This window comes from Anaerobacillus sp. 63XJN7_5_ISO-PGPR-S23-430 (genome assembly GCF_056173695.1).
On record NZ_CM149686.1, the window covers coordinates 4,249,484 to 4,271,543 of the forward strand.

A 22,060-nucleotide genomic window follows, 5' to 3' on the forward strand; every position below is an offset into this window, starting at 1 on the left:
GAAATAACTCCTTTCAGCGCACTGTTACGCCTGATAACGCTTTTTTATCAGCAATAATTGTAACATGAGAATGCCTGTTTAACACCGATGCAGGAAAGGATTCGTCCACTTCACCTTCAACCAATTTCCTCATTGCCTCGTTCTTTGCTTCACCAGCAACAAGTAACAAAATCTCTTTGCTTTTCATAATGGTTGCAATCCCCATCGTAATAGCTTCATGTGGTACTTCGTTAATATCGTTAAAAAAACGAGCGTTGGCTTCTCTAGTAGATTGAGCTAGCTGAACTATTTGTGTTGTAGCTTCAAAAGAAGTCCCAGGCTCATTAAATCCGATATGCCCGTTACTACCCATTCCGAGTAGTTGCACATCAATTCCACCTGACTCTTTAATGCTTTCTTCATATGTTTTACATTCATCATTAAGATCAATCGCCGTACCATTTGGAAGATGTATATTCGCACTTGGAATATCGATTTCCCCAAAAAGTTTCTCATACATGAAAGCATGGTAGCTGTTCGGATTATCAGCTGAAAAACCGACATATTCATCAAGGTTATAAGTAGTAATCTCCTTGTAGGTAGTATGATTTCGTTGATGATCCTGAATTAAATGCTTATAAGTCCCTTGCGGAGTTCCTCCAGTCGCAAGTCCCAAAACCATACTTGGATTTGTATGGATTTTATCAATAAGATAATTCGCTGCCAGTTCACTCATATGCTCATAGTCATGTGCTTCAATGATTCTCATTTTCTACATCCCCTTTATTCGTATATGCAAGGTGTCCATTACAAAATGTCATCATCACTTCTCCATCAATGGATCGTAAGAAAAAGTCTGCATCTTTTCCCACGGCAAGGCTTCCTTTTCGATCAAAAACACCAAGCTGTTTCGCAGGATTTTCCGATGCCATTTTTATCGCGTTTTCAAGAGTACAGCCGGTAAAAGCCTGGATGTTAGCAAGTGCATCCTTCATTTTCAGCACACTACCTGCCAAAGTTCCATTATCTAATAGCGCTTTACCATCTTTCACTTCAACATCTTGTCCACCCAAATCATAGCGACCATTTTTTAGACATTTGGCTCTCATCGCATCGGTGATTAAAATCATCCCAGCATCTGATTTTTGAAAATAAGCTAACTTAATCATTTCAGGTCTCACATGATACCCATCTGCAATCACTTCTGTTTTCAATTGCTTACTTAACAGAGCAGCACCTGCTACACCCGGTTCACGATGATGGAGACCTCTCATCCCATTATAGAGGTGGGTAACGTGAGAGGCACCACATTCAACTGCCTTCATGACCTGCTCATATGTGGCATCGGAATGACCAATTGAAGCCACAATACCTCTTTCTGTTAAATATCGAACAAGTTCCATGCCACCTTCTATTTCAGGTGCCAGGGTAACTAGCTTAATCGTGTTGTTTGCTAGTTTATTCCACGTTTTAAATACATCCACATCTGGTCGCTGCATGGCATGTGGCGGCTGTGCACCTGCCCGCTTACTATTAAGGAATGGACCTTCTAAGTGAATGCCAAGTACTTCCGCATGTCCTGGTTGTTGTCTCTCCATTAAGTACTCGCCTGCATTCTGAATAGCACGCTCAATCGCCTTTGCTTCTTGAGTAATAGTCGTTGCTAGAAAGCTCGTTGTTCCTTCACCTGGAAGTGCTTTCGTAATAGTATCAAGCGCTTCAGTAGAAGCGTCCATCGTATCGGCTCCATTCACGCCATGAATATGGACATCAATCATTCCAGGAAGCACAGATACGCTTTCATTAAACGAATAGACTTTTTCTTGTCCTGCTATAGTACGTTCATCTGTATGTCCTATTTCAATAATTTTACCGTTATCGACTTTAAGATAGCCGTTTTGAATCGTTTGTTCTTCGCTATAAACTGTCACATGATCAATAACAAAACACGTTTCATTCACGATGAGACACTCCTTTTTTCGGTTCATCTTGTTATTAAAATCGTACCACCAATAAGTACAGTTGTCTATACCAGCATAAACCCAAATTCGTCCTGTGCGAGGAAATTGGTATAGACAACTATATTTAGTGCTGTTATGATGAACATGACAATAAAACGTTTTCAAATTTCGAAAGGGGTTGAACGTAAATGCTCGGAGCTTTACAACGTATTGGTAAGTCCTTAATGCTACCAATTGCTGTACTTCCGGCTGCTGCCTTGCTATTGAGGTTAGGGCAGGATGACTTACTTGGTATTCCATTTGTAGCAGCAGCAGGGGGAGCCATATTTGATAATCTCGCACTTATCTTCGCAATAGGTGTAGCCATTGGATTTTCTAAAGACAGCAATGGTGCGGCCGGTCTAGCCGGTGCCATCGGTTATCTTGTTCTTACACAGGGGACTCAAGCAGTTAATGAGAATATTAATATGGCGATACTTGGAGGAATCCTTTCTGGTATCGTTGCGGGACTTCTTTATAATCGATTTCATGATATTAAACTTCCAACCTGGCTTGGTTTCTTTGGTGGACGACGCTTTGTCCCTATCGTCACAGCCACAGCAATGGTTATTCTAGCAGGGATATTTGGATTTGTTTGGCCTCCGATTCAAGAGGGCATTAATTCGATCGGACAATGGATTATCGATGCAGGAGCACTTGGTGTTGGTGCATTCGGATTCTTAAATCGACTCCTTATTCCATTCGGACTACACCATGTCCTAAATAGTTTAGTTTGGTTTGTCTTTGGTGATTACAACGGAGCAACTGGAGACTTGAATCGATTCTTTGCTGGAGATCCAACCGCTGGTATATTTATGGCTGGTTTCTTCCCAATTATGATGTTCGGACTTCCGGCAGCGTGTTTTGCAATGATTGCAGCTGCTAAAAAGGATAGAAGAGCAGAAGTAAGCGGAATGTTAATCGGAATCGCATTTGCATCCTTCTTAACAGGGATTACTGAACCAATTGAATTTGCCTTTATGTTCTTATCACCATTATTGTATGGGATTCACGCTCTATTAACTGCCAGTTCGATGGTTCTGGCGTATGTGCTGGATATCCATCACGGCTTCGGTTTTTCTGCAGGAGCCATTGACTTTTTCCTGAATTACGGCTTGGCACAGAAGGCAGGTTTACTCCTTGTTATTGGGATCATTTACGGAGGAATCTATTTTGTTGTATTCTATTTCCTTATTAAAAAATTAAATCTCAAAACACCTGGACGTGAAGATGAAGACATGTCATATCCAACAAATGCACCAGCTACAAAAGAAGACAAATACGATGTAATGGCAGGTCACTTTATCCGCAGCATTGGTGGCATTGATAACATCTCATCTATTGATAATTGTACAACAAGACTCCGTTTACAAATGAATGACATGGCAAAAGTAGACGAAGCAGAATTAAAGCGTCACGGTGCTCGAGGTGTAGTGAAAGTTAACAACCGCAACTTGCAGATCATCGTAGGAACTGATGTGGAATTTGTTGCAGATGCAATGCGCGGAACAAATTCACATGCTTCTAAAGAGAGCAACGATACAACTATCAATCTTACAAAAACGCTAGCTGAGCAAGATTTCGTCATGCCAGTCAAAGGAAAAATTATTCCACTGCAGGAAGTTCCAGATGAAGTGTTTTCTGCAGGTATGATGGGGGATGGCTTCGCAATTCTTCCTGAAGACGGACATTTCGTTTCACCGGTTGATGGTGAGATTATAAGCATCTTCCCTACAAAGCATGCAATCGGCATTAAGTCGAATAGCGGCGTTGAGATATTGATCCATGTAGGAATTGATACCGTCAACTTAAAAGGAGAAGGCTTTACAACACTTGTAAACGAAGGGGATACAGTTAAGAGAGGCGATAAGCTTATGACGGTCGATTTAAGTAGCGTCAGACGTTCCGTACCTTCAGTTGCAACTCCAGTCATTTTCACGAATTTACAAAAGTTGAAAATCAAAAAATCCGGTAATATTAATCAAGGCGATAGTGGAATCATTTCGATTGATTAATCGCCAAAAACGAAGAAAGGCAGCGGATATCCGCTGCCTTTCTTTTTTTATTTATTCATTTTATCAAGAAATCCGCCGAGCAAATCATCTGCGCTTTCTTCTTCCTCTACCGCTGAACTTTGCTCCTGTTGCGCCTGATCCCAATCAAAATTCATCAAATCATCATCAGACGACTTGGAAGGTGCTTCAATCGGTTCATAAACGTCTTTTGGCATAGTCCTTTTCGAAACTTCATCTTGCAAATAAAGCGCCTGATCAATATCAATCGAGTTGCTGTTAAAAGATGCAAGGAGTGATGCAGCCCGCACTGGATCAGATAAAATTTGGTAAACGATGTTGCCAAGAAGCGCTTCTGAATGCTCATGCTTAAGCCAATCTCGTTGGGCTTTGCTTAATCCCTTAGGCAAAGGCACAGTAATAGCATCATTATCGCGCCTTATCGTTTGCGTGACACCATCTAACACATACTCCGCAACGCGGCTTGAGAAGTTACGCTTTTCTTCGTCCTTTAACTTCTGAAGCTGCTTTAGAATATGATCAGGTGTATCAGAGGGAAGACGAAATGTAATCGCCTGTCCTCTCTGAATCCCCGTCATCCCCGCCTTTTTCATCAAATCACCCTACTAGTTTTTGACCTTGTTCTTTTCTTCTCTCTTTTCCTGGGGCTTGTCTTTATTATTCTTACGATTAAAGTCAGAGATGAGCTTGTAGTAAGCATTCGACATCATCCAAATGCTTTCTTTTTCATCTTCAAAGAAATCAATATTGTAGCCATCAAGGTTGTTATTCAATGTTTTAAGGTAATCTTTTAGAACAATGGAGCCACCACCAACGAAATAGCAGATTTCAGATTGAGAGTTCTTCTGCCAAACGTTACGAAGATGGCGATATTGCTTCTTAGCTAGTTCTAGTAAAATGCGATCCGTAATATCATGAACGCTTGTACGACTTCCGCGAACCATAATATGATTACGATCGTTTTTCTTCGTAATAATATCTACTACGTCTCGACGGCTGTCGAGCTCCACACCATGCTTAGAGCGGATTTCCTCACGAATGGCTTCTAGTGACTCAGCAACTCCAAGATTAAAGCCCTGCGCCTTATCATCGTCGACATTACGATTCTTAATAACCGCGATGTCAGTAGAAAGACCACCGATATCTTGAATCAAAATACGCTTATCAATTAAGTCTTTATTAATAATGTTTAAATCGCTGTCCATTACAAGATTAATGTAAGCAGCAAAACCTTCAGGGTAGACCTTCACTTCATCAAATTTAATATTAACTTTCTTTCCTTGGTACTTAGGCGTTACAAGAAATTCTACCTGGTGGACGGATCCTAGAAGTCTTGAGCGATATCCAACGTCCTTTCCTTCTTTCACTTCACGTAGTGGAAGTCCTGTACCAAGCGTGTAATTCGCATCCACAACGCCGTTCTGATTTCTGAAATTTGCTGAGTTCTTTGGATCAACAGCATCTAGAGCAAGTGATGCAAACAACATTACAAGAGTTTGATCCTCTTCTGATTTTGCGCTTCCTGGATCTAATTCTGTTGGGTTGTCACTCTTAGTCGCCAGATTGCCAACCCGATAGATCGCGTTGTTATCTTGTAGAGCAGGGGAGTGTACACGAATATGAATGCCATCAAGCGGATCTTTAGTATCCAACTCTTCAATTCCAATTACAGGGCGATCTTCTATATCTCTAGCAATTACGTTTGGTATGTATAGATCAGATTCAAGTTTTCCATAGATTCCTTTTAACGAGTCGTTACCTACATCGACTGCTGCAATTCTTGAATTACTCATAAAATAATCCATCCTTTCATATTTGAAATCTAGTATTTCTACTATTAACTTAAAATTTATAGAAATTTGCAAATGAAGTCAATGAGTCATTCTATCTAGTTTACAAATTTGTGTACTTGTACACAAATACGTTTACATGTGTACATTTTCTGTATACACGTATACAATTATGTTTACATCCCTATAAATCAACATGCGTACACTTTTGTATACTTGTGTACATTTTTCGTTTACAAGTATACGATTTTGTTTTCATGTGTACGTTTTCTGTATACATTACTTTTTAAGTTCTACTCGTCTTTTTAAGTTCCCCTAATATTCTTTACAATCTATAGATTTTAAGCAGCAACACTAAATCAACTTATTGAAATCCTAAAGAAAGGAAGAGTAAAACAAACTAAGTCTTTTCTGTAAAGGTTCGGAAGTAGAAATTGAAAAAGGAAGATGAGAGAAACTAATCCCTCCCCTTCCCTTCAAACACGTTACATTAATGAGGCAACTCCTGCCCAAAACCATATTTTCAAACCTAACGTAACAATTCCCGTAACTAACCCTGTAACGGCAAATCCTTTCTTAAGAGGGTTTTTCTTCGCAATTACTCCAAAAATGATGGCCAATATTGCCAAAGGATAAGGAATAATTGGCACTAGAAAAAGCACAAGTCCAATAATACCTAACACCATCGAAGATACCGCGAGACCATTGCTCTCTGGTTGTGGAGCTACATTCACATTTCCTTCCATATCAATTCCCCCCTAAAAATCATCTCTTTTTAGAAACCTATTTTTTTACATAATTGAATTTATTAGAGTGGCATTGATTTTATTCCATTAAAAAAAGCATGTAGCAATTAATTGCTACATGCTTTTTTTGTGTATTTTTCCACTAAGCCAAATATAATCAGGGTTTCTCTAGCAAATTAGGCTACAAATCCTCCTCTATTTCATCACAACTTAACTATAAGCGGGCTCACTTTCATTGAGAGCAAGCGTCTGTACTATTAAGGCATTGATTTCCTTGAATAATTCAGGATTTTCTCCTAGTAACTTGCCATATGAAGGTATTATTTCTTTAATTTTGGGTTCCCAATCAGCCATCATCTCTGGGAAACATCGCTCGAATATCTCAAGCATAACGTGTACAGCAGTAGAAGCACCTGGAGAAGCGCCAAGAAGCGCAGCAATGGAACCGTCAGAGGAACTAACAATCTCTGTTCCAAATTGAAGCGTTCCTTTTCCTCCACCTTCCGTATCTTTAATTACTTGCACACGTTGACCAGCCGTTACGATATCCCAATCTTCACTTTTGGCAGTTGGAATAAATTCACGTACTTCTTCCATACGTTTTTCATCTGATAACATGACTTGTTGCACTAAATATTTTGTAAGGCCCATCTCTTTTAAACCAGCAGCCATCATTGTTAACACATTATTGGGCTTAACTGAGCCTATTAAATCCAAATTTGACCCGCCTTTTAAGAACTTTGGTGAAAAGCCCGCAAATGGTCCAAACAACAAGCTTTTTTTGTTATCAATATATCTTGTATCAAGGTGAGGAACAGACATAGGAGGAGCGCCAACTTTGGCTTTTCCATACACTTTTCCATGATGCTTCTCAATCACCTCAGGATTATTGCATACCATGAAGAGTCCGCTTACCGGGAATCCGCCAATATGTTTTGACTCAGGAATACCAGTCTTCTGTAGTAGTGGTAGACTACCTCCTCCACCGCCGATAAAGACGAAATCAGCTGTGTGATACTCAAGATTATCGTTGTCGATATCCTTTACCTTTACTTCCCAAATGCCATCACTATTTCGTTTAATATCTTCTACGCTATGCTTATAGTGAAGTTCTACATTTTCACCTTCTAAATGCTCAAACAGCATGCGCGTTAACGCTCCAAAATTGACATCTGTACCAGAGTCAATTTTTGTCGCAGCAATCGGTTCATCTGACGTTCTTCCATCCATGATGAGTGGAATCCATTCTTTCAGTTTCTCAGGATCGTCCGAAAATTCCATTCCTTTAAACAATGGGTTAGCTGACAACGCTTCCAATCTCTTTTTCAAAAATTTTACATTATCTTCCCCATGTACAAGGCTCATGTGAGGAAGAGGCTTGATAAAGTCCTGTGGTTTATCAATCAATTGATTGTTTACTAAATAAGACCAAAATTGTTTTGAAAGCTGAAATTGCTCATTGATTTTGACAGCTTTCTCAATGTCTATCGACCCATCGGTCTTTTCAGAAGTATAGTTTAGTTCACATAGTGCAGAATGGCCTGTCCCCGCATTATTCCATTCATTAGAACTTTCTTCTCCTGCACTTCCTAGTTTTTCAAATACTTTAACGTTCCAATCAGGTGCTAATTCTGTCAGTAATGATCCCAAAGTCGCACTCATGACTCCAGCACCAATTAAGATAATGTCTTTTTTTTGATTCTTGCTCATGATACCCTTCCTTGTCTCATTTATTTGTAATAAAAAGAATAGGCGCTCATGCTCACATGTCATAAAAAGCAAGGCGACTCTTAGGTACACAACATGTTCTATCTTAATTATACCTTATCATAGTCAATTGTTATAATTGTAGAAAAAATATCTAATAATCTGATGCGTATTTACTAATTTTTACACGTTATTTGAAGAAAAAGAGGCTTGAAAAACAATACAGAAACTAACATCGGAAATTATAAAGTTAAATAAGGTAGGATCATTCTTATTTAAAAAAATTTACTATCCCAGGTAGCTTAAAGACCAACTTCTACCATGAAAAATAAATATTATCCAAGATAGAATTCCTAACAAACCAAATTCTTATTTGGAATCACACTAACCATTTTCCCTTTTAGCCCCGTCATTAACCGTTTTGAAGTCTGTTTGTTCTTATCCAGAGGTTATAGAGTTTTGATTTGTTTCTATGTCGATTTACTTAAACACAAGACGACTCTTCCTCTTGCACTTTTCATTGAATGCTTTTAAAGTATATAATGGTTAAATTCAGTCTAACTAGTAATGGATAAGATAGAAACATTATTACTTTTTAATTTTGGGAACTTGTTTTCCCTTAAGGAAAGGGTTCAGATATACTATGAAAGATAATTTTTGGCACGAGTTGCCTCGACCATTTTTTGTTCTTGCTCCAATGGAAGCTGTGACGGATGTTGTTTTTCGACATGTTGTGAGTGAAGCAGCGAGACCTGACGTGTTTTTTACAGAGTTCACCAATACTGCAAGCTACTGCCATCCGAGAGGAAAAGACAGCTTAAGAGGACGATTGACATTCACAGAAGATGAACAGCCAATTGTTGCCCATATTTGGGGAGACAAGCCCGAATACTTCCGAGAAATGAGCATTGGCATGGCAGAAATGGGTTATCGTGGAGTGGATATCAATATGGGCTGTCCTGCTCCTAATGTTGCCACTAAAGGGATGGGATGCGGACTCATTCGTCGTCCTGATGTTGCAGCGGACATCATCCAGGAAGCGAAAGCGGGGGGATTGCCCGTCAGCGTAAAGACTCGCCTTGGTTATACGGAAGTGGAAGAATGGCGTCACTGGCTGAAGCACCTTCTAGAACAGGATATTGTTAATCTTTCCATCCATCTTCGTACGAAAAAGGAAATGAGTAATGTTGATGCGCATTGGGAGCTGATTCCGGAGATCAAGAAACTTCGAGATGAAGTTGCCCCAAATACGCTTCTGACGATTAACGGCGATATTCCAGACCGTCAGAAGGGACTTGAACTTGTTGAGAAGTATGGCGTGGATGGCGTTATGATCGGGCGTGGGATTTTCCATAATCCGTTTGCTTTTGAAACAGAGAAGAAAGAGCATACGAGTGAAGAATTGCTTGATCTTCTTAGATTGCAGCTCGATTTACATGATAAATATTCAGCAGAACTAGAAACGCGTCAGTTTATAACGCTTCGCCGCTTTTTTAAGATCTATGTAAAAGGATTCCGTGGCGCAAGTGAATTAAGGAATCAGCTTATGAGCACTGAATCCACTGATGAAGTGCGTGCTCTTCTTGATGAATTTAAAGAAAAAGAAAGATCAAACAAAAGTGAAAATTTTTCTATTTCTTGAGTAAAGTTTGAGTCATTTGAACCAAATCGTTCTTAGATTGTTACAGGAGAGGAGAGCCATTCGTGCTTTTCTCTCTTTTTTATAAGACTATGTTAATAAACCATTTTGATTTTTCCTCATTGAGACTCTGTGATGAGCAATCGCATTGAGCAAAAACCAAGAATCAACAGAAGAAAGCTGGTCTGGCTTCAATATGGAGGCTTGACCCCATTTCTTTAAAGCTTTATCAGATGTAATGTCAGACAATTTATATCTGTTACTTTTAAAAATTTAATATAAAAGCCGGTTTCTCCCGCACTTTTCAAGTATAATGGACCATATTCTGATAATGCATATAATATTTCTTGGAGAGAATTCTATACATATGACGAAAAACCAAAAACGAGGTTGAAAAATGAGTAAAAAAAGTTTTGCAGAATATCATCTAAGCGAAGAAATAAAAAGAGCACTAGCTGTGCTAAAATACGAAACGCCAACAGAAGTTCAAAGTGAAGTTATTCCATTAGCATTAGAAAATCAAGATCTTGTCGTAAAAGCTCAAACAGGAAGTGGAAAGACCGCTTCCTTTGGTATTCCTGTTTCCGATATGATTGAATGGGAAGAAAAAAAACCACAGGCCTTAATTCTTACTCCTACTAGGGAGCTTGCGGTTCAAGTCCGCGAAGACATTACGAATATCGGAAGGTTTAAACGCATTAAAGCAGTGTCCGTTTATGGCAAAGAACCTTTTACGAAACAAAAGGATGAATTGAAACAAAAAACTCATTGCGTCGTTGGTACTCCTGGACGGGTCATGGACCATATTGAACGAGAAACTCTAGCTTTGGATCAAATAAAGTATCTTATCATAGACGAAGCTGATGAGATGCTTAATCGAGGTTTTATCGATAAAGTAGAAGCGATTATGAAAGAGCTGCCTTCAAACCGAGTAACAATGGTTTTTTCTGCTACCTTGCCTAAAGATGTTGAAAATCTATGCCATAAATATATGAACGATCCGATTCAGATTGAGATTGAATCGGACGGGATGACAGCCGATACCATTGAACATTCTTTAGTTGAAGTGAGAGAAGAAGAAAAGATCTCACTCCTTAAAAACATCACGGTTGTAGAAAATCCAGACAGCTGCCTCATTTTCTGCAGAACCAAAGAACACGTTGATTCTGTGTATAGCGAACTAGAGAAATCTGGATACCCTTGCGAGAGACTCCATGGGGGGCTAGAACAAGAAGACCGGTTCTCCGTTATGGAAGGTTTCAAACTGGGGAACTTCCGCTATCTCGTGGCTACCGATGTAGCTGCGAGAGGTATTGATATTGATAATGTGACACTTGTTATCAACTACGACGTTCCTATGGAAAAAGAGAGCTATGTACACCGAACAGGAAGAACCGGTCGCGCTGGAAATAAAGGAAAAGCCATTACGTTTTCGACACCTTTTGAAGGAAAGTTCATTAAAGCAATTGAAAGATACATCGGCTTTGAGCTACCAGTTATAGAAGCTCCAAGCCATCTGGAACTGGCTGGAAAAAAAGCAGCTTTCGAAGAAAAACTTAACAGCAGACGCATTGTAAGAAATAATAAAACAGCCCGCATCAATCAAGATATTATGAAACTCCATTTCAACGGCGGTAAAAAGAAGAAAATTCGTGCTGTTGATTTTGTTGGAACGATCGCAAAAATCTCTGGAGTCACTGCAGAGGATATCGGCATTATAACCATCCATGATCATATGTCCTATGTAGATATTCTAAATGGCAAGGGCTCACTAGTTCTACAGGCCATGGAGAATGCGACTATCAAAGCAAAGAAGTTAAAAGTGAGCATAGCCATTAAATAAAATATTTATAGAAATCCTTAAATCCCCCTCACTTTAAAAGATGAGGGGGATATTTGCTTCTATATGAAATTAAAAGAGACATGATGACCCTAGGAGATTGTTTGGTCTAGCCAAGTTTAGCTCCTACTGTACTGAATACAATGAGAACAAAGTAATAAGTTTTCTCCGGAAAAACTTGAGATTTTGACTCTATTCTTTTATATCCACATTTACTTATGATACGGTTCGCCTCTATTAATCTTAAACGCACGATAAACCTGCTCAACTAGAATAAGCCTCATTAGCTGATGAGGAAAAGTCATCTTTGAGAAGGAAAGCGTGTCATTTGCTCTCTTGAGAACATCATCACTTAAACCAAGTGAGCCTCCAATAACAAAAGCTACCTTACTCTTTCCATATGTTGCGAGCTGGTCAAGGTCACGTGCTAACTGTTCAGAAGTTTTCATTTTTCCTTCAATAGCTAGGGCAATTACGTGAGCATCAGGTGAAATTTTGCTCATAATGCGATCACCTTCCGCCTTTTTCACCTGAAGCATTTCAGTGTCACTTAGGTTCTCTGGAGCTTTTTCATCGGAGACCTCGATCACTTCTACTTTTGCGAAAGGACCGAGACGTTTCGTATATTCCGCAATCCCCTGCTTTAAATATTTTTCTTTCAGTTTCCCCACAGTAACAATACTTATGTTCAAAAGTTATCCACACCTATCCTTTTTTCTTAAATCCACAGCAGATAAACAAGTTATCCACAGAAATTATCCACATATACACATTTTTCACCCACATGTCGTGACCGAATATTAGTTCGATACCATATATGTTGCGCTGTTTTTGCAATACTCACATGTTGTGGACAACTCATTTGATTCTTTCTCAAGCTCTTCTAATACAGGGAAACTTTCTGTTTCATCAACCATTACATCAAGAGCCAATTCAACATGATCTTTACAGCAATATATTTTCATTCTACCTCTCCTTCATTTCACTTATCCACTGTGCATAAGTTTCTCCAAAAAGAAACAGGAGAGTTCCCCCTCCTGCACTATTTAAGAGCTTTGCTGCTCGGCAAGTGTCACTTCTACTTCTTGTTTCGTACCTTCACGATAGACTGTTAATTTCACTCGGTCTCCAATTTCTTTTTTTGTGTAAAGAAATTTACGAAGGTCGATTGAATTCTTAATTTTTTCTCCATCCATTGCTGTTATAACGTCAAGCTCTTTTAAGCCCGCAATATCACCTGAAGAAGTAGGAAAAACACTCATAACTACGACTCCATAATCCACTTTATCTGGCAACTTTAGTGATTCACTCCAGTGATAGGTAGGAATCTCTGAGAGTGATTTTGTTCCTATTCCTATTTGAGGCCTTCTGACTTCGCCATACGACTCTAGATCATTAATGATAGGCTCAGCGATATTGATTGGAATCGAGAAGCCAATTCCCTCTACGCTTGATTGAGCGATCTTCATTGAGTTAATCCCTACTAATTGACCTGAGATGTTAATTAACGCTCCTCCACTGTTACCTGGATTAATAGAAGCGTCTGTTTGAATTACATCAGCATTCCAATCAATTGTCCCATTCTGATCGGTATCTACTGGAAATGAACGCTCAGGGTTGCTAATAATACCTTGTGTGACGGTCCCTTCAAGAAAGCCTAATGGATTACCGATGGCTATAGCTGGTTCACCTGGCTTGAGAGTATCCGAGTCACCAAATTCAGCAACCATTGTAACGGCCTCAGAAGGGATTTTAAGGACGGCAAGGTCCATTAGAGGGTCAGTGCCTACAAGCTCTGCAGAAACGCGCTTTTCGGCGTTTAAGCTCACTTCAAGCTGCCCTGCACCTTCAACCACGTGATTGTTAGTAACAACAAATGCCTCTCCGCCTTCTTTTTTATAAATAACGCCTGATCCTGCTCCAGCTTCTCCGTAATCCTCTGCCCAGAAATCTGTTTTTTGTAAATTAATCACTCCGACAACCGCTTCGCTTACATTCGCAACAGCTGACGTAATGTCATTTGTTACATCAATACTAATATCTTTAGTAATCGCCCGCTGTTCCGACTTCACTTCCGCTTCTTCATCTTGCGGTGGTTGAATATCAGGCAGCACGCCTACATCCGAGAGAGCAGGCACAGTAAAGAGAATAAGTAATGCGCCTAGAATGGCACCAATCAGTCCAGCCATAAATGCGCCGCCGCGATTACCTTTCTGTCGCATCGGTCGATTGTTTTCATCACCATCATAATAGCCCAAATCCTTCACCAATCCTTTCAGTTAAAAAAGGAGACCTCAGAATCAAGACTAATCTATCTTACTTGCCCTCACTCAAGCTTCTCGTTATAACTTCGTAACAAGTGTTGGCGCAGCAGGATCTGTATCATATAGAGCAATCTGCTCCCCGACTGCAAAGCCGTTTTGTTCAAGGGTTTGCTGGACAGAAAGTCTTGCCAGGTCTTTCATGTTATTATCTTTACTTAAATGGGCTAAATAAATACGCTTTGTTTGATCACCAATTATATCTGATAGGGCAGCTCCCGCATCTTCATTAGAAACGTGACCCATGTCACCTAAAATTCGTCTTTTCACATTCCATGGATAGCGCCCCATCATAAGCATATTGATGTCATGATTTGACTCAAATACAAGCATATCTGAATTGCGAATCGTTCCTTTGATTCGATCACTCACATATCCAAGGTCTGTCGCGATACTAAGTTTCTTACCTTCGTGATGAAAGGCATAAAACATCGGCTCGGCTGCATCATGGGAGACACCAAATGATTCGACATCAAGATCGTCAAAAGTTTTCATAGTATCCATATCAAACTGAAACTTTTGTTCTACTGGTATTGCACCAATTAGACCTGACATCGCTTCCCACGTTTTTGCATTTGCATATATAGGCAGCTTATACCTTCTTGCAAATATGCCAAGACCTTTAATATGATCGCTATGTTCATGAGTCACAAGCAACCCATCTAGATCCTTTGGATCGAGATGGGCTTTTGCGAACAGTTCTTCAAGTTTTTTTCCACTTAATCCAGCATCTACAAGAAGCTTATGCTTCTCAGTACCAACATAAATGGCGTTACCAGTGCTTCCGCTTGCAAGCACACTAAATTCAAGAGACATATTCCATTCCTCTCCTACTTATCGCTTGTTACCGTTTTAGGCTTAGAAGGATCCGGTTTCTCACTGTCATCTGAATCCTCCTCATCCTCTTGCTCATTGGTTTCGACCTCTTTAGGATCACTAAAGACTGTTTTCTCAATCGCATTGACATAATAGTTCTGAATTGGTTTATCCTTGTTTTCGTTCTTAACGACAACATGCCACGTTGGAACGAAAACAAATGTATCGCGGTCATCCTCGTTCGTAACCGTTGTGTAATAGCCAATTGACATGTCTTCTACTTTGTCATTTAAAGAAATATCCTGCTGATTCACAAGAAGCCCAATCGTTTCAGAAGCTGGATCGATTTTACGTTCTTTGCCGATTTTCTTTAAGTTCAAGTATGTTTGCGTATAAGAGACAACCTTGTCATCTTCAAGCGTAACAATTAGCATACCTGAATCCTGGCTATAAATAGGACGATCTTCAAAGGTTTCCGCGAAATAAATAATGTTTGGATTATTCTCATCACGGGCGTAAAACTGATACTTCCCACCTTCATACACATACGTCTCTAGAAATATTGAAAAGGCAGAAGGCTCGTCCGGATCGCTTATCGGGAACGGCTTCTTAAGAGTGGAGATTAACTTTCGTCCATCAAGCGTAATGTCCTGACTTGTTCCCTCTTCTAACGTTTTCTCTTCTTGCTCTGTAAATTCATGAACGTCTCCACTAATGAAAGACATCTTCTCCGTTTGAACAGGAAGGTTTTTCTCATACGTGACGTTTAAATTCTTTAATTGATCTTCAATCGTAACCTGCTCATACTGCTCGAGATCACTTAATTCGGTTTGCTTCTTAAATAAATCACTAGCTAGAAAGATATTAAACACAAGAAACGTTAATATTAATATCGTTTTCGTTCTATTCCAATCCAACTGATTCCCCTCCCTGTTCATTGCTAATGGATTGTAGCGGTGTCCAGGAATTGTTCAACTTCACATACCATTGGGGAATAAGCGTAAACTCATAATTTTGTTCTGCTGACCGATCAATTGTGAAACCCATTGTTATGTTTTGTATTTCGGTTTTCTTAAAACTTCCCTCGTCTAGTAGAGAAAGGACTTCTTCATAACTCGGTAGCTTACGATCTCCAATTTCTCTAGCGTATTGAATAACCTTCAACATTCGCTTGTACGTGCTAACATCATCATTTTCAAGAGTTACATCAATCTCATCAAGATCTTCTGTTGAAGAGCTATAGACTGGATAGCCACCCGTATATAGTCGGAAGGTAATTTGATCTGTATTGTTATCAGAAGATCTGATCCATTCGTTCAGCACATATTCATCATCATCGTAATCGGTGATACGAAAACCAAAATGCTTATTGATAAATCCATAGGCATCCAGAATAGGAGATTCATTCGATACATACCGACTTGTTGTAGAAGGTGGATTCTTAAACACCATAAATTCATTTTCATGACTAAACGTTAAGTCTCGGCTACCGTCAGTATAAAGATCAGAAATATTGTTGAATGAGTTCTTCTCAACACGATCTTGTTCAGGAAAAAGCGCTTCTTTAAAATCTTCTTCATTTGCTAGCTCATCGGAACTTCCTCCGAACGCCGCTAAAGAAGGACCTTGTATCGGAATATAAAAAGTCGGTAGCTCGTCAGAAACTTGAAACGATTTGGCACGAAAGATCTTATTTTCTTCAGCTTCACTACTATTAACCTCAAAAGAAGAGAAGACGTTTGAATACCATTCTTTTATATCATTCGAAGCTTCAACCGTAGCTCGCATTCCATCACCATTGGATGTATTGAGGAAAATGATTTCATTGTTTTTACCTGATGCAATAGACGGAATGATAATGCGATCGAATGTCGACAAAGGAATATCGTCTTTCGAAATGCTCACTAGTTTCTTCAAAACGTCATTTGAAAGCAATGTTGGAAAAATAAGCTCTACGCTATTGCCGGTCTCCCGTATACTTTTCATATCATTCTCCATCGTAAAGGACTTGATTTTCATTCCGGAGATAAATTCATTGTAAAAAGAATCAATGGTATTGGAATAAAAGGAAGTAAAATGTTGATTATCAATGTGATAAACGAGCTGATTTGGTTTTACAACTTCATTGATACTTACTTCCTTAATACCAACAGGACTTGCTTCTGTAGGAGCAGCTTCCTTTTCGTACTCAGGTTCGAATGTCCAAATCTGCCACGTTAGAAACAAGCTAGTTAAAACGAGAACATTTAGTAAAACGGTTTTAAAGTTCTCAAATTGTTTCTTCGTCATTCTCACTTGTCTTCGACCTCCCTTATTCGCTTATAAGGGAGAGTAAAGTAGATCGTTGTTCCATGTCCCCACTTACTCTCTGCCCAGATATCCCCATGATGGGCATGGATCATTTCCTTGGCAATAGCCAAACCAAGTCCAGTTCCTCCAAGCTGCCGTGAGCGAGCTTTATCTACACGATAGAACCGATCAAAGATCTTCGAAAGATTATTTTTGGGTATGCCAACACCTTCATCACTAATGCTGATTCGGATCTTCTTCCCAATCGTCCAGCATCTTGCTGTGATAGTACCTCCATCCGGGGAGTACTTAATCGCATTAGAAATAATGTTATCAAGCACCTGTGTCATTTTGTCCTTATCCACTTTTGTGTAAATCGCTAAACGCGGAAGCTGCCTTACAATTTCAATATTCTCTCGCTTCGACATCTCAAAGCGATCAAGCACATGATCAAACATCTCAACGAAATCGACTTCCGTAAACTCAAGATGATACTCTTTCTTATCCATTTTAGAAAGCTGTAATAGATCATTAACTAACCTGATCATACGCTCTGTTTCATTTTGCGTGACGCTTAAGAAGCGCGGAGCAATTTCAGGATCCTGTAATGCTCCCTCCTGAAGCGCCTCAAGGTAACTTCTCATCGTTGTAAGAGGCGTACGTAACTCATGTGACACATTCACTACAAATTCACGTCGTTCCTGTTCAAGCTGTTCTTGCTCGGTAATATCATGAAGGACAGCAATCAACCCATTAATTGGACCGTCTTCTTTATGGATAATAGAAAAGTTAACTCGAATAATAAACGTTTGTTGATCATCACTTAAATCTAGAATCATTGAGTCAGGACCATTGTAAACATCATCCCACGTCTTCTCTTCAGCGAACTGAAGAATTTTGTTTAGTGATGTTCCAAGAACCGTTTCACGTGAAACGTTCATCATTTCCTCAGCACGATCGTTCATTAGAATGATCATACCTTCTCGGTCTGTAGCAATAACACCATCCGTCATATAAGCAAGCACAGATGTAAGTTTACGTCGCTCACCTTCTGTAATGGCATTAGCTTCTTGAAGCCTTCTTGTTAAATCATTAAAGGCAAGCGCAAGCTGTCCAATCTCATCTTCTCCATACACCTTCACTTTTCGAGTGAAATCGCCTCTGGCCATCACAAGTGCTTGTTTTCTCATATCCGAAATTGGCCTTGTTATCGTACGAGAGATAATAATACCAAGTAGGCCTGTCAGTACCAGGGCAATCAAGGCAGATTGAGCCAATAAACTATTCACTTCATCTGCTTGTTCAAATACCTGATTCATATTTGCCTGAATGTAAACCGCTCCAACAGTAGTGTTTGTTTCACCTTTAATAGGATAGCCATAAGCTAAAAACCGCTCTCCTTCACTATCAAGAAGGATTTCTTGTTCAGCTACACCATTTAATGCACTATCCACGAAATCATTCGTTGCACGTGTTCCTTCTAGACCATCATCATTAAGCGTACCGACTACTTGACCTAATGAATCAACTACTAGAATTTGACGAATTTCATTTTGGCTAAAATTTCTAATCAAGTTATTAATCGTATCATCTTCTTCATCGCTCTTACTGTTCACCTGATCAGAGACATTATCAGCTAGAAGCTCAGCACGATCGCGAATGGAACTAGCGTAGTTACTCTGAAACTGCTCTTCTAACTTGTCGTTAAAATAAACAGAGATAAACTGGATGGCAACAAGAATAAGAAGGACATAAACAATCGCAAACTTAAAATGAATGGATTTAAAAAAACCGACCTTTCCCATCTAAAGTTTACTGCTCCTGTTCCGGTTCACGCATATAGTAGCCAACGCCACGTCTTGTAATAATCCATGTCGGATGGCTTGGATTATCTTCGACTTTCTCGCGTAATCGACGTACTGTTACATCTACTGTTCTAACATCGCCAAAATAATCATATCCCCAAACAGTTTGTAACAAATGCTCTCGGGTCATAACTTGACCTATATGTTTTGATAAATAATGTAGCAATTCAAATTCTCTATGTGTTAACTCAATTGATTCTTCACGCTTCGTAACAAGATAAGCATCTGGATGAATCGTTAGCGCACCCACTTTAATAAGCGAGTTCGGTGAAGATTCTTTCTCAGGCTCCTGCTGACGACGGCGCAAATTGGCTTTTACACGCGCAATAAGCTCACGTGTACTGAAAGGCTTTGTCACATAATCATCAGCACCAAGCTCAAGACCTAGCACTTTATCAATTTCAGAATCCTTTGCCGTTAGCATAATAATTGGCATTTCATATTTTTTACGAACTTCACGACAAACTTCCATTCCGTCACGTTGAGGTAACATGATATCAAGAAGAATCATATCCGGATTCTCTTCCTCAACTTTAGCAATGGCCTCGTCTCCATCGTAAGCACAAACCACCGTAAAGCCTTCCTTCTCAAGATTAAATTGCAGAATATCTGCAATTGGTTTTTCATCATCTACAACAAGAATTTTCTTGTCCATTATGAACGCTCCTTCTTTGATATGACAATATCAATTTACCGTTGATATGAAACATGCATACTTTTGTCTATTTTATCATATTATGTAGGTTTTATTACGATTCCCTACCGCTCTTCCCTTAACTTCTATAAGAGAAACGCTACGTCCTTTCTCTTTCGTCTTATAACACCGTTACCTAATGGCTTTATGAAGTCCTACTAATGCATTCGCCATTCAAACACATCTTTCGCCAGGAAGCCATAAAAGAAACCTTCAGTTTTCACTGAAGGTTATTTTTTCACGTAATTCATTGGATTTTCAAGATCACCGTTCTTATATACTTCAAAATGAAGATGAATACCTGTTGAATCCCCTGTAGTACCCATAACTCCAATTTTGTCACCTTTCTGAACCGTATCGCCAACTGAGACAGAAATGGACGCCAGGTGAGAATAAGTTGTTTTTAAACCGTTATTGTGATTAACAGTAACCTGGTTCCCATAACCACTTCGCGTACCTGCAGCTGTAACCTTTCCATTATCCACTGTACGGATTGTTTTATCCGATACCCCCGCAATATCGATTCCTTTATGGTAAGATCCCCAGCGATCGCCCTGCTTACTTGTAATTGTTCCTCCTACAGCAGGCCATGCAAATGAACCAGTTCCTTTTGATGGAATTACCTTTGTTCCAATTTTAATTACCTCATCTACAGGTTCCTTAGAAACGTCTTCTTTCACAACTTTCTTTTCAACGGCTTTTCCATTTTCACGTTTTACTTTATAAGTAACAGTCTTCTTACCCTTTTCTCCATCTTGCGTTACTTTCTTCTCACCCTTTAAGAGAGAATCACTTTTCTTTTTAGTAACTTGATATGGAATTTCTTTTGTTTTTTCAATTTCTACCGTTTCCATCACGTTTACAAATTTATTCTTCTCAAGAACGTTTAATTGATCACCCTTCTTTATCTCATCCTCACTAGAAAGGTTATTTTTCTCCATTAATTCTTTAACATCCATCTTAAACTTTTTAGCTACTTGTTTAAGAGATTGGTTTTCTGTAACTTTATATGTTACCTCTTCTTCAAAACCTGATTTAAGGAGGGACACTCCTTCCTCCTCCGTTAAAATATCCTCTGGGTTCACTTCATTCTTTTCAACTGTAAATGGTTGTGAGAGCTCAACAGCATCGATCGGATGAGGCTTATCACCTGATTCGAATACATTCAGACTTGTTCTCTCAATTTCCTTCACTTTATCATCAGTAAGTAAGGACTTAGCGTACTCCCATAGAGCATCTTTTGCTTGTTCCTCACTTACGAAGCTCCCTACCTGCTCTCCATCAAAAGAGAGGGTATACCCTTCACCAGTAAACGTAATTTCTTCATCTAATTGCTCGAGTGCTTCCTTATTGTCAACTGAAGGTTTAAATAAGCGTTCCGTCACAACCTCCACGTCATTCTCAACTGATAACTTCACACCATTTGCCTCTTGTTCGTTTTTTAATTCCTTTATATTTTCGTTCAATACCGCTCGACTATCTACAGTGCCTACGTTTTCTCCATCTATATAAACGTGATAAACAGGCTTCATGAGATTATAAACTGATGCACCAACTGGTTCTATCCAAAAAAGTGTACTAACACTCGTTACAATGACTGAAAGTTGTATAAAACGACGTACATTTATTTTTTTCATGCGACTTCCCCCTGCTATAGCTAAAACTATCTTTTTTACTCACGTTTCGCACTTTATCATATACAGGAAGTCACATGGGTACAAATACTCAACTTGTAATAAAAATGTAGTCATTTCGTCACGATCGTGGCAACTCATACCAGAAAACTGGAAGGTTCTTCATCGATTACCTTACACTTTAAATAAGGATCACGACTGCAGGAAATAGTTCGCTTTTAAAAATCAACAACAAAAAAACGCATACCCCTCAATGAGAGATATGCGATATATGTACGTTGTTAATTGAAAAATAATGGTGGCTCCGGACGGAATCGAACCGCCGACACGTGGATTTTCAGTCCACTGCTCTACCGACTGAGCTACAGAGCCATATAAGATATACTGTCCATCAGCTTATGCTGTGTAAAACCTCTGTCCCTTCCTCTACAAGCCTTGCTTTGAAGCTAGCTGTGTCGGGACAACTCGTCGGAAATTCGATTAAGCTTTGCTCGTTGCTCTACCGACTGAGCTACAGAGCCATATTACTAATTCCATTTAATAGATTAAATGGCGGTCTCGACGGGAATCGAACCCGCGATCTCCTGCGTGACAGGCAGGCATGTTAACCGCTACACCACGAGACCAAGTTATGAGTGTATTTTGCTCACTTACGTTAGAAAGTAGTTACATCTAGCAGTGAGTTTAGGTTGCCCCTAAAGGGACTA

At 39.4% G+C, this 22,060-nt stretch carries 18 protein-coding genes and 2 tRNA genes; 3 read left to right on the forward strand and 17 right to left on the reverse strand.

Annotated elements, in window-relative coordinates; genetic code table 11:
* Positions 1-13 precede the first annotated feature (13 nt).
* Together nagB and nagA are read right to left on the reverse strand one after the other, a co-directional pair.
* Positions 14-748, reverse strand: coding sequence for a glucosamine-6-phosphate deaminase (gene nagB / locus AC0VYJ_RS21845; RefSeq protein WP_475366258.1), 735 nt, complete (start codon positions 746-748; stop codon positions 14-16).
* Positions 735-1,943: an N-acetylglucosamine-6-phosphate deacetylase gene (gene nagA / locus AC0VYJ_RS21850; protein WP_475367543.1), complete on the reverse strand. Its 1,209-nt coding sequence runs from the start codon at positions 1,941-1,943 to the stop codon at positions 735-737. The genes nagB and nagA overlap by 14 nt, the downstream gene beginning before the upstream one ends.
* Before the next feature lie 185 nt (positions 1,944-2,128).
* On the opposite strand from nagA, the gene nagE reads away from it, so the two are divergent.
* A complete protein-coding gene (gene nagE, locus AC0VYJ_RS21855; protein ID WP_194218182.1) occupies positions 2,129-3,994 on the forward strand; it encodes an N-acetylglucosamine-specific PTS transporter subunit IIBC in 1,866 nt (621 codons plus the stop codon).
* A 47-nt stretch (positions 3,995-4,041) separates the two neighbouring features.
* On the opposite strand, the gene AC0VYJ_RS21860 is transcribed toward nagE, so the two are convergent.
* The 4 genes from AC0VYJ_RS21860 to mqo form a co-directional block, all read right to left on the reverse strand.
* The gene (locus AC0VYJ_RS21860; RefSeq protein ID WP_194218181.1) at positions 4,042-4,605 is read right to left on the reverse strand and encodes a hypothetical protein; all 564 of its coding nucleotides are present in this window, start codon (positions 4,603-4,605) and stop codon (positions 4,042-4,044) included.
* 12 nt (positions 4,606-4,617) lie between these two features.
* Positions 4,618-5,805, reverse strand: a complete 1,188-nt coding sequence (locus tag AC0VYJ_RS21865; protein ID WP_194218180.1) for a ParM/StbA family protein — start codon at positions 5,803-5,805, stop codon at positions 4,618-4,620.
* Positions 5,806-6,287: 482 nt separating this feature from the next.
* Positions 6,288-6,548: a DUF4190 domain-containing protein gene (locus tag AC0VYJ_RS21870; RefSeq protein WP_194218179.1), complete on the reverse strand. Its 261-nt coding sequence runs from the start codon at positions 6,546-6,548 to the stop codon at positions 6,288-6,290.
* A gap of 210 nt (positions 6,549-6,758) precedes the next feature.
* Positions 6,759-8,321, reverse strand: coding sequence for a malate dehydrogenase (quinone) (gene mqo, locus AC0VYJ_RS21875; RefSeq protein ID WP_194218177.1), 1,563 nt, complete (start codon positions 8,319-8,321; stop codon positions 6,759-6,761).
* Positions 8,322-8,898: 577 nt separating this feature from the next.
* Here mqo and AC0VYJ_RS21880 point away from each other — a divergent pair.
* A complete protein-coding gene (locus AC0VYJ_RS21880) occupies positions 8,899-9,897 on the forward strand; it encodes a tRNA dihydrouridine synthase (RefSeq protein WP_475366259.1) in 999 nt (332 codons plus the stop codon).
* A gap of 394 nt (positions 9,898-10,291) precedes the next feature.
* Positions 10,292-11,737, forward strand: a complete 1,446-nt coding sequence (locus AC0VYJ_RS21885) for a DEAD/DEAH box helicase (protein WP_475366260.1) — start codon at positions 10,292-10,294, stop codon at positions 11,735-11,737.
* Positions 11,738-11,946: 209 nt separating this feature from the next.
* Here AC0VYJ_RS21885 and rlmH read toward each other — a convergent pair whose 3' ends face one another.
* The 11 genes from rlmH to AC0VYJ_RS21940 form a co-directional block, all read right to left on the reverse strand.
* Positions 11,947-12,426 carry a 23S rRNA (pseudouridine(1915)-N(3))-methyltransferase RlmH gene (gene rlmH, locus AC0VYJ_RS21890; protein WP_194218174.1) on the reverse strand — a complete coding sequence of 160 codons (480 nt, stop codon included), beginning with the start codon at positions 12,424-12,426 and terminating at the stop codon, positions 11,947-11,949.
* Positions 12,427-12,534: 108 nt separating this feature from the next.
* Positions 12,535-12,699 (reverse strand): CxxH/CxxC protein, encoded by a 165-nt coding sequence (locus AC0VYJ_RS21895; protein WP_475366261.1) that lies wholly within the window; start codon positions 12,697-12,699, stop codon positions 12,535-12,537.
* Between the two features lie 81 nt (positions 12,700-12,780).
* Positions 12,781-13,992 carry a S1C family serine protease gene (locus AC0VYJ_RS21900; RefSeq protein WP_371017936.1) on the reverse strand — a complete coding sequence of 404 codons (1,212 nt, stop codon included), beginning with the start codon at positions 13,990-13,992 and terminating at the stop codon, positions 12,781-12,783.
* Positions 13,993-14,076: 84 nt separating this feature from the next.
* A complete protein-coding gene (locus tag AC0VYJ_RS21905; RefSeq protein WP_475366262.1) occupies positions 14,077-14,871 on the reverse strand; it encodes an MBL fold metallo-hydrolase in 795 nt (264 codons plus the stop codon).
* 14 nt (positions 14,872-14,885) lie between these two features.
* Complete coding sequence (locus tag AC0VYJ_RS21910; RefSeq protein WP_194218170.1) at positions 14,886-15,788, reverse strand: two-component system regulatory protein YycI; 903 nt, start codon at positions 15,786-15,788, stop codon at positions 14,886-14,888.
* On the reverse strand, positions 15,775-17,160 hold the full coding sequence (locus AC0VYJ_RS21915; RefSeq protein WP_194218169.1) for a YycH family regulatory protein: 1,386 nt from the start codon (positions 17,158-17,160) through the stop codon (positions 15,775-15,777). The genes AC0VYJ_RS21910 and AC0VYJ_RS21915 overlap by 14 nt, the downstream gene beginning before the upstream one ends.
* Before the next feature lie 2 nt (positions 17,161-17,162).
* Entirely contained in the window at positions 17,163-18,965 is a 1,803-nt protein-coding gene (gene walK / locus AC0VYJ_RS21920; protein WP_194218168.1) for a cell wall metabolism sensor histidine kinase WalK, read from the reverse strand.
* Positions 18,966-18,972: 7 nt separating this feature from the next.
* A complete protein-coding gene (gene yycF / locus AC0VYJ_RS21925) occupies positions 18,973-19,680 on the reverse strand; it encodes a response regulator YycF (protein ID WP_098445599.1) in 708 nt (235 codons plus the stop codon).
* Positions 19,681-19,949: 269 nt separating this feature from the next.
* Positions 19,950-21,356 (reverse strand): peptidoglycan DD-metalloendopeptidase family protein, encoded by a 1,407-nt coding sequence (locus AC0VYJ_RS21930; RefSeq protein WP_475366263.1) that lies wholly within the window; start codon positions 21,354-21,356, stop codon positions 19,950-19,952.
* Positions 21,357-21,649: 293 nt separating this feature from the next.
* Positions 21,650-21,725, reverse strand: a tRNA-Phe gene (locus AC0VYJ_RS21935).
* A 178-nt stretch (positions 21,726-21,903) separates the two neighbouring features.
* Positions 21,904-21,979, reverse strand: a tRNA-Asp gene (locus tag AC0VYJ_RS21940).
* Positions 21,980-22,060: the final 81 nt, after the last annotated feature.

Coding starts and splice junctions, on each gene's coding strand:
- AC0VYJ_RS21865 (WP_194218180.1), bottom strand. CDS start 5,805: ATGAGTAATTCAAGAATTGCAGCAGTCGATGTAGGTAACGACTCGTTA.
- nagE (WP_194218182.1), top strand. CDS start 2,129: ATGCTCGGAGCTTTACAACGTATTGGTAAGTCCTTAATGCTACCAATT.
- walK (WP_194218168.1), bottom strand. CDS start 18,965: ATGGGAAAGGTCGGTTTTTTTAAATCCATTCATTTTAAGTTTGCGATT.
- AC0VYJ_RS21880 (WP_475366259.1), top strand. CDS start 8,899: ATGAAAGATAATTTTTGGCACGAGTTGCCTCGACCATTTTTTGTTCTT.
- AC0VYJ_RS21860 (WP_194218181.1), bottom strand. CDS start 4,605: ATGAAAAAGGCGGGGATGACGGGGATTCAGAGAGGACAGGCGATTACA.
- AC0VYJ_RS21915 (WP_194218169.1), bottom strand. CDS start 17,160: ATGACGAAGAAACAATTTGAGAACTTTAAAACCGTTTTACTAAATGTT.
- AC0VYJ_RS21930 (WP_475366263.1), bottom strand. CDS start 21,356: ATGAAAAAAATAAATGTACGTCGTTTTATACAACTTTCAGTCATTGTA.
- AC0VYJ_RS21895 (WP_475366261.1), bottom strand. CDS start 12,699: ATGAAAATATATTGCTGTAAAGATCATGTTGAATTGGCTCTTGATGTA.
- AC0VYJ_RS21885 (WP_475366260.1), top strand. CDS start 10,292: ATGAGTAAAAAAAGTTTTGCAGAATATCATCTAAGCGAAGAAATAAAA.
- mqo (WP_194218177.1), bottom strand. CDS start 8,321: ATGACATGTGAGCATGAGCGCCTATTCTTTTTATTACAAATAAATGAG.
- yycF (WP_098445599.1), bottom strand. CDS start 19,680: ATGGACAAGAAAATTCTTGTTGTAGATGATGAAAAACCAATTGCAGAT.
- nagB (WP_475366258.1), bottom strand. CDS start 748: ATGAGAATCATTGAAGCACATGACTATGAGCATATGAGTGAACTGGCA.
- AC0VYJ_RS21905 (WP_475366262.1), bottom strand. CDS start 14,871: ATGTCTCTTGAATTTAGTGTGCTTGCAAGCGGAAGCACTGGTAACGCC.
- AC0VYJ_RS21870 (WP_194218179.1), bottom strand. CDS start 6,548: ATGGAAGGAAATGTGAATGTAGCTCCACAACCAGAGAGCAATGGTCTC.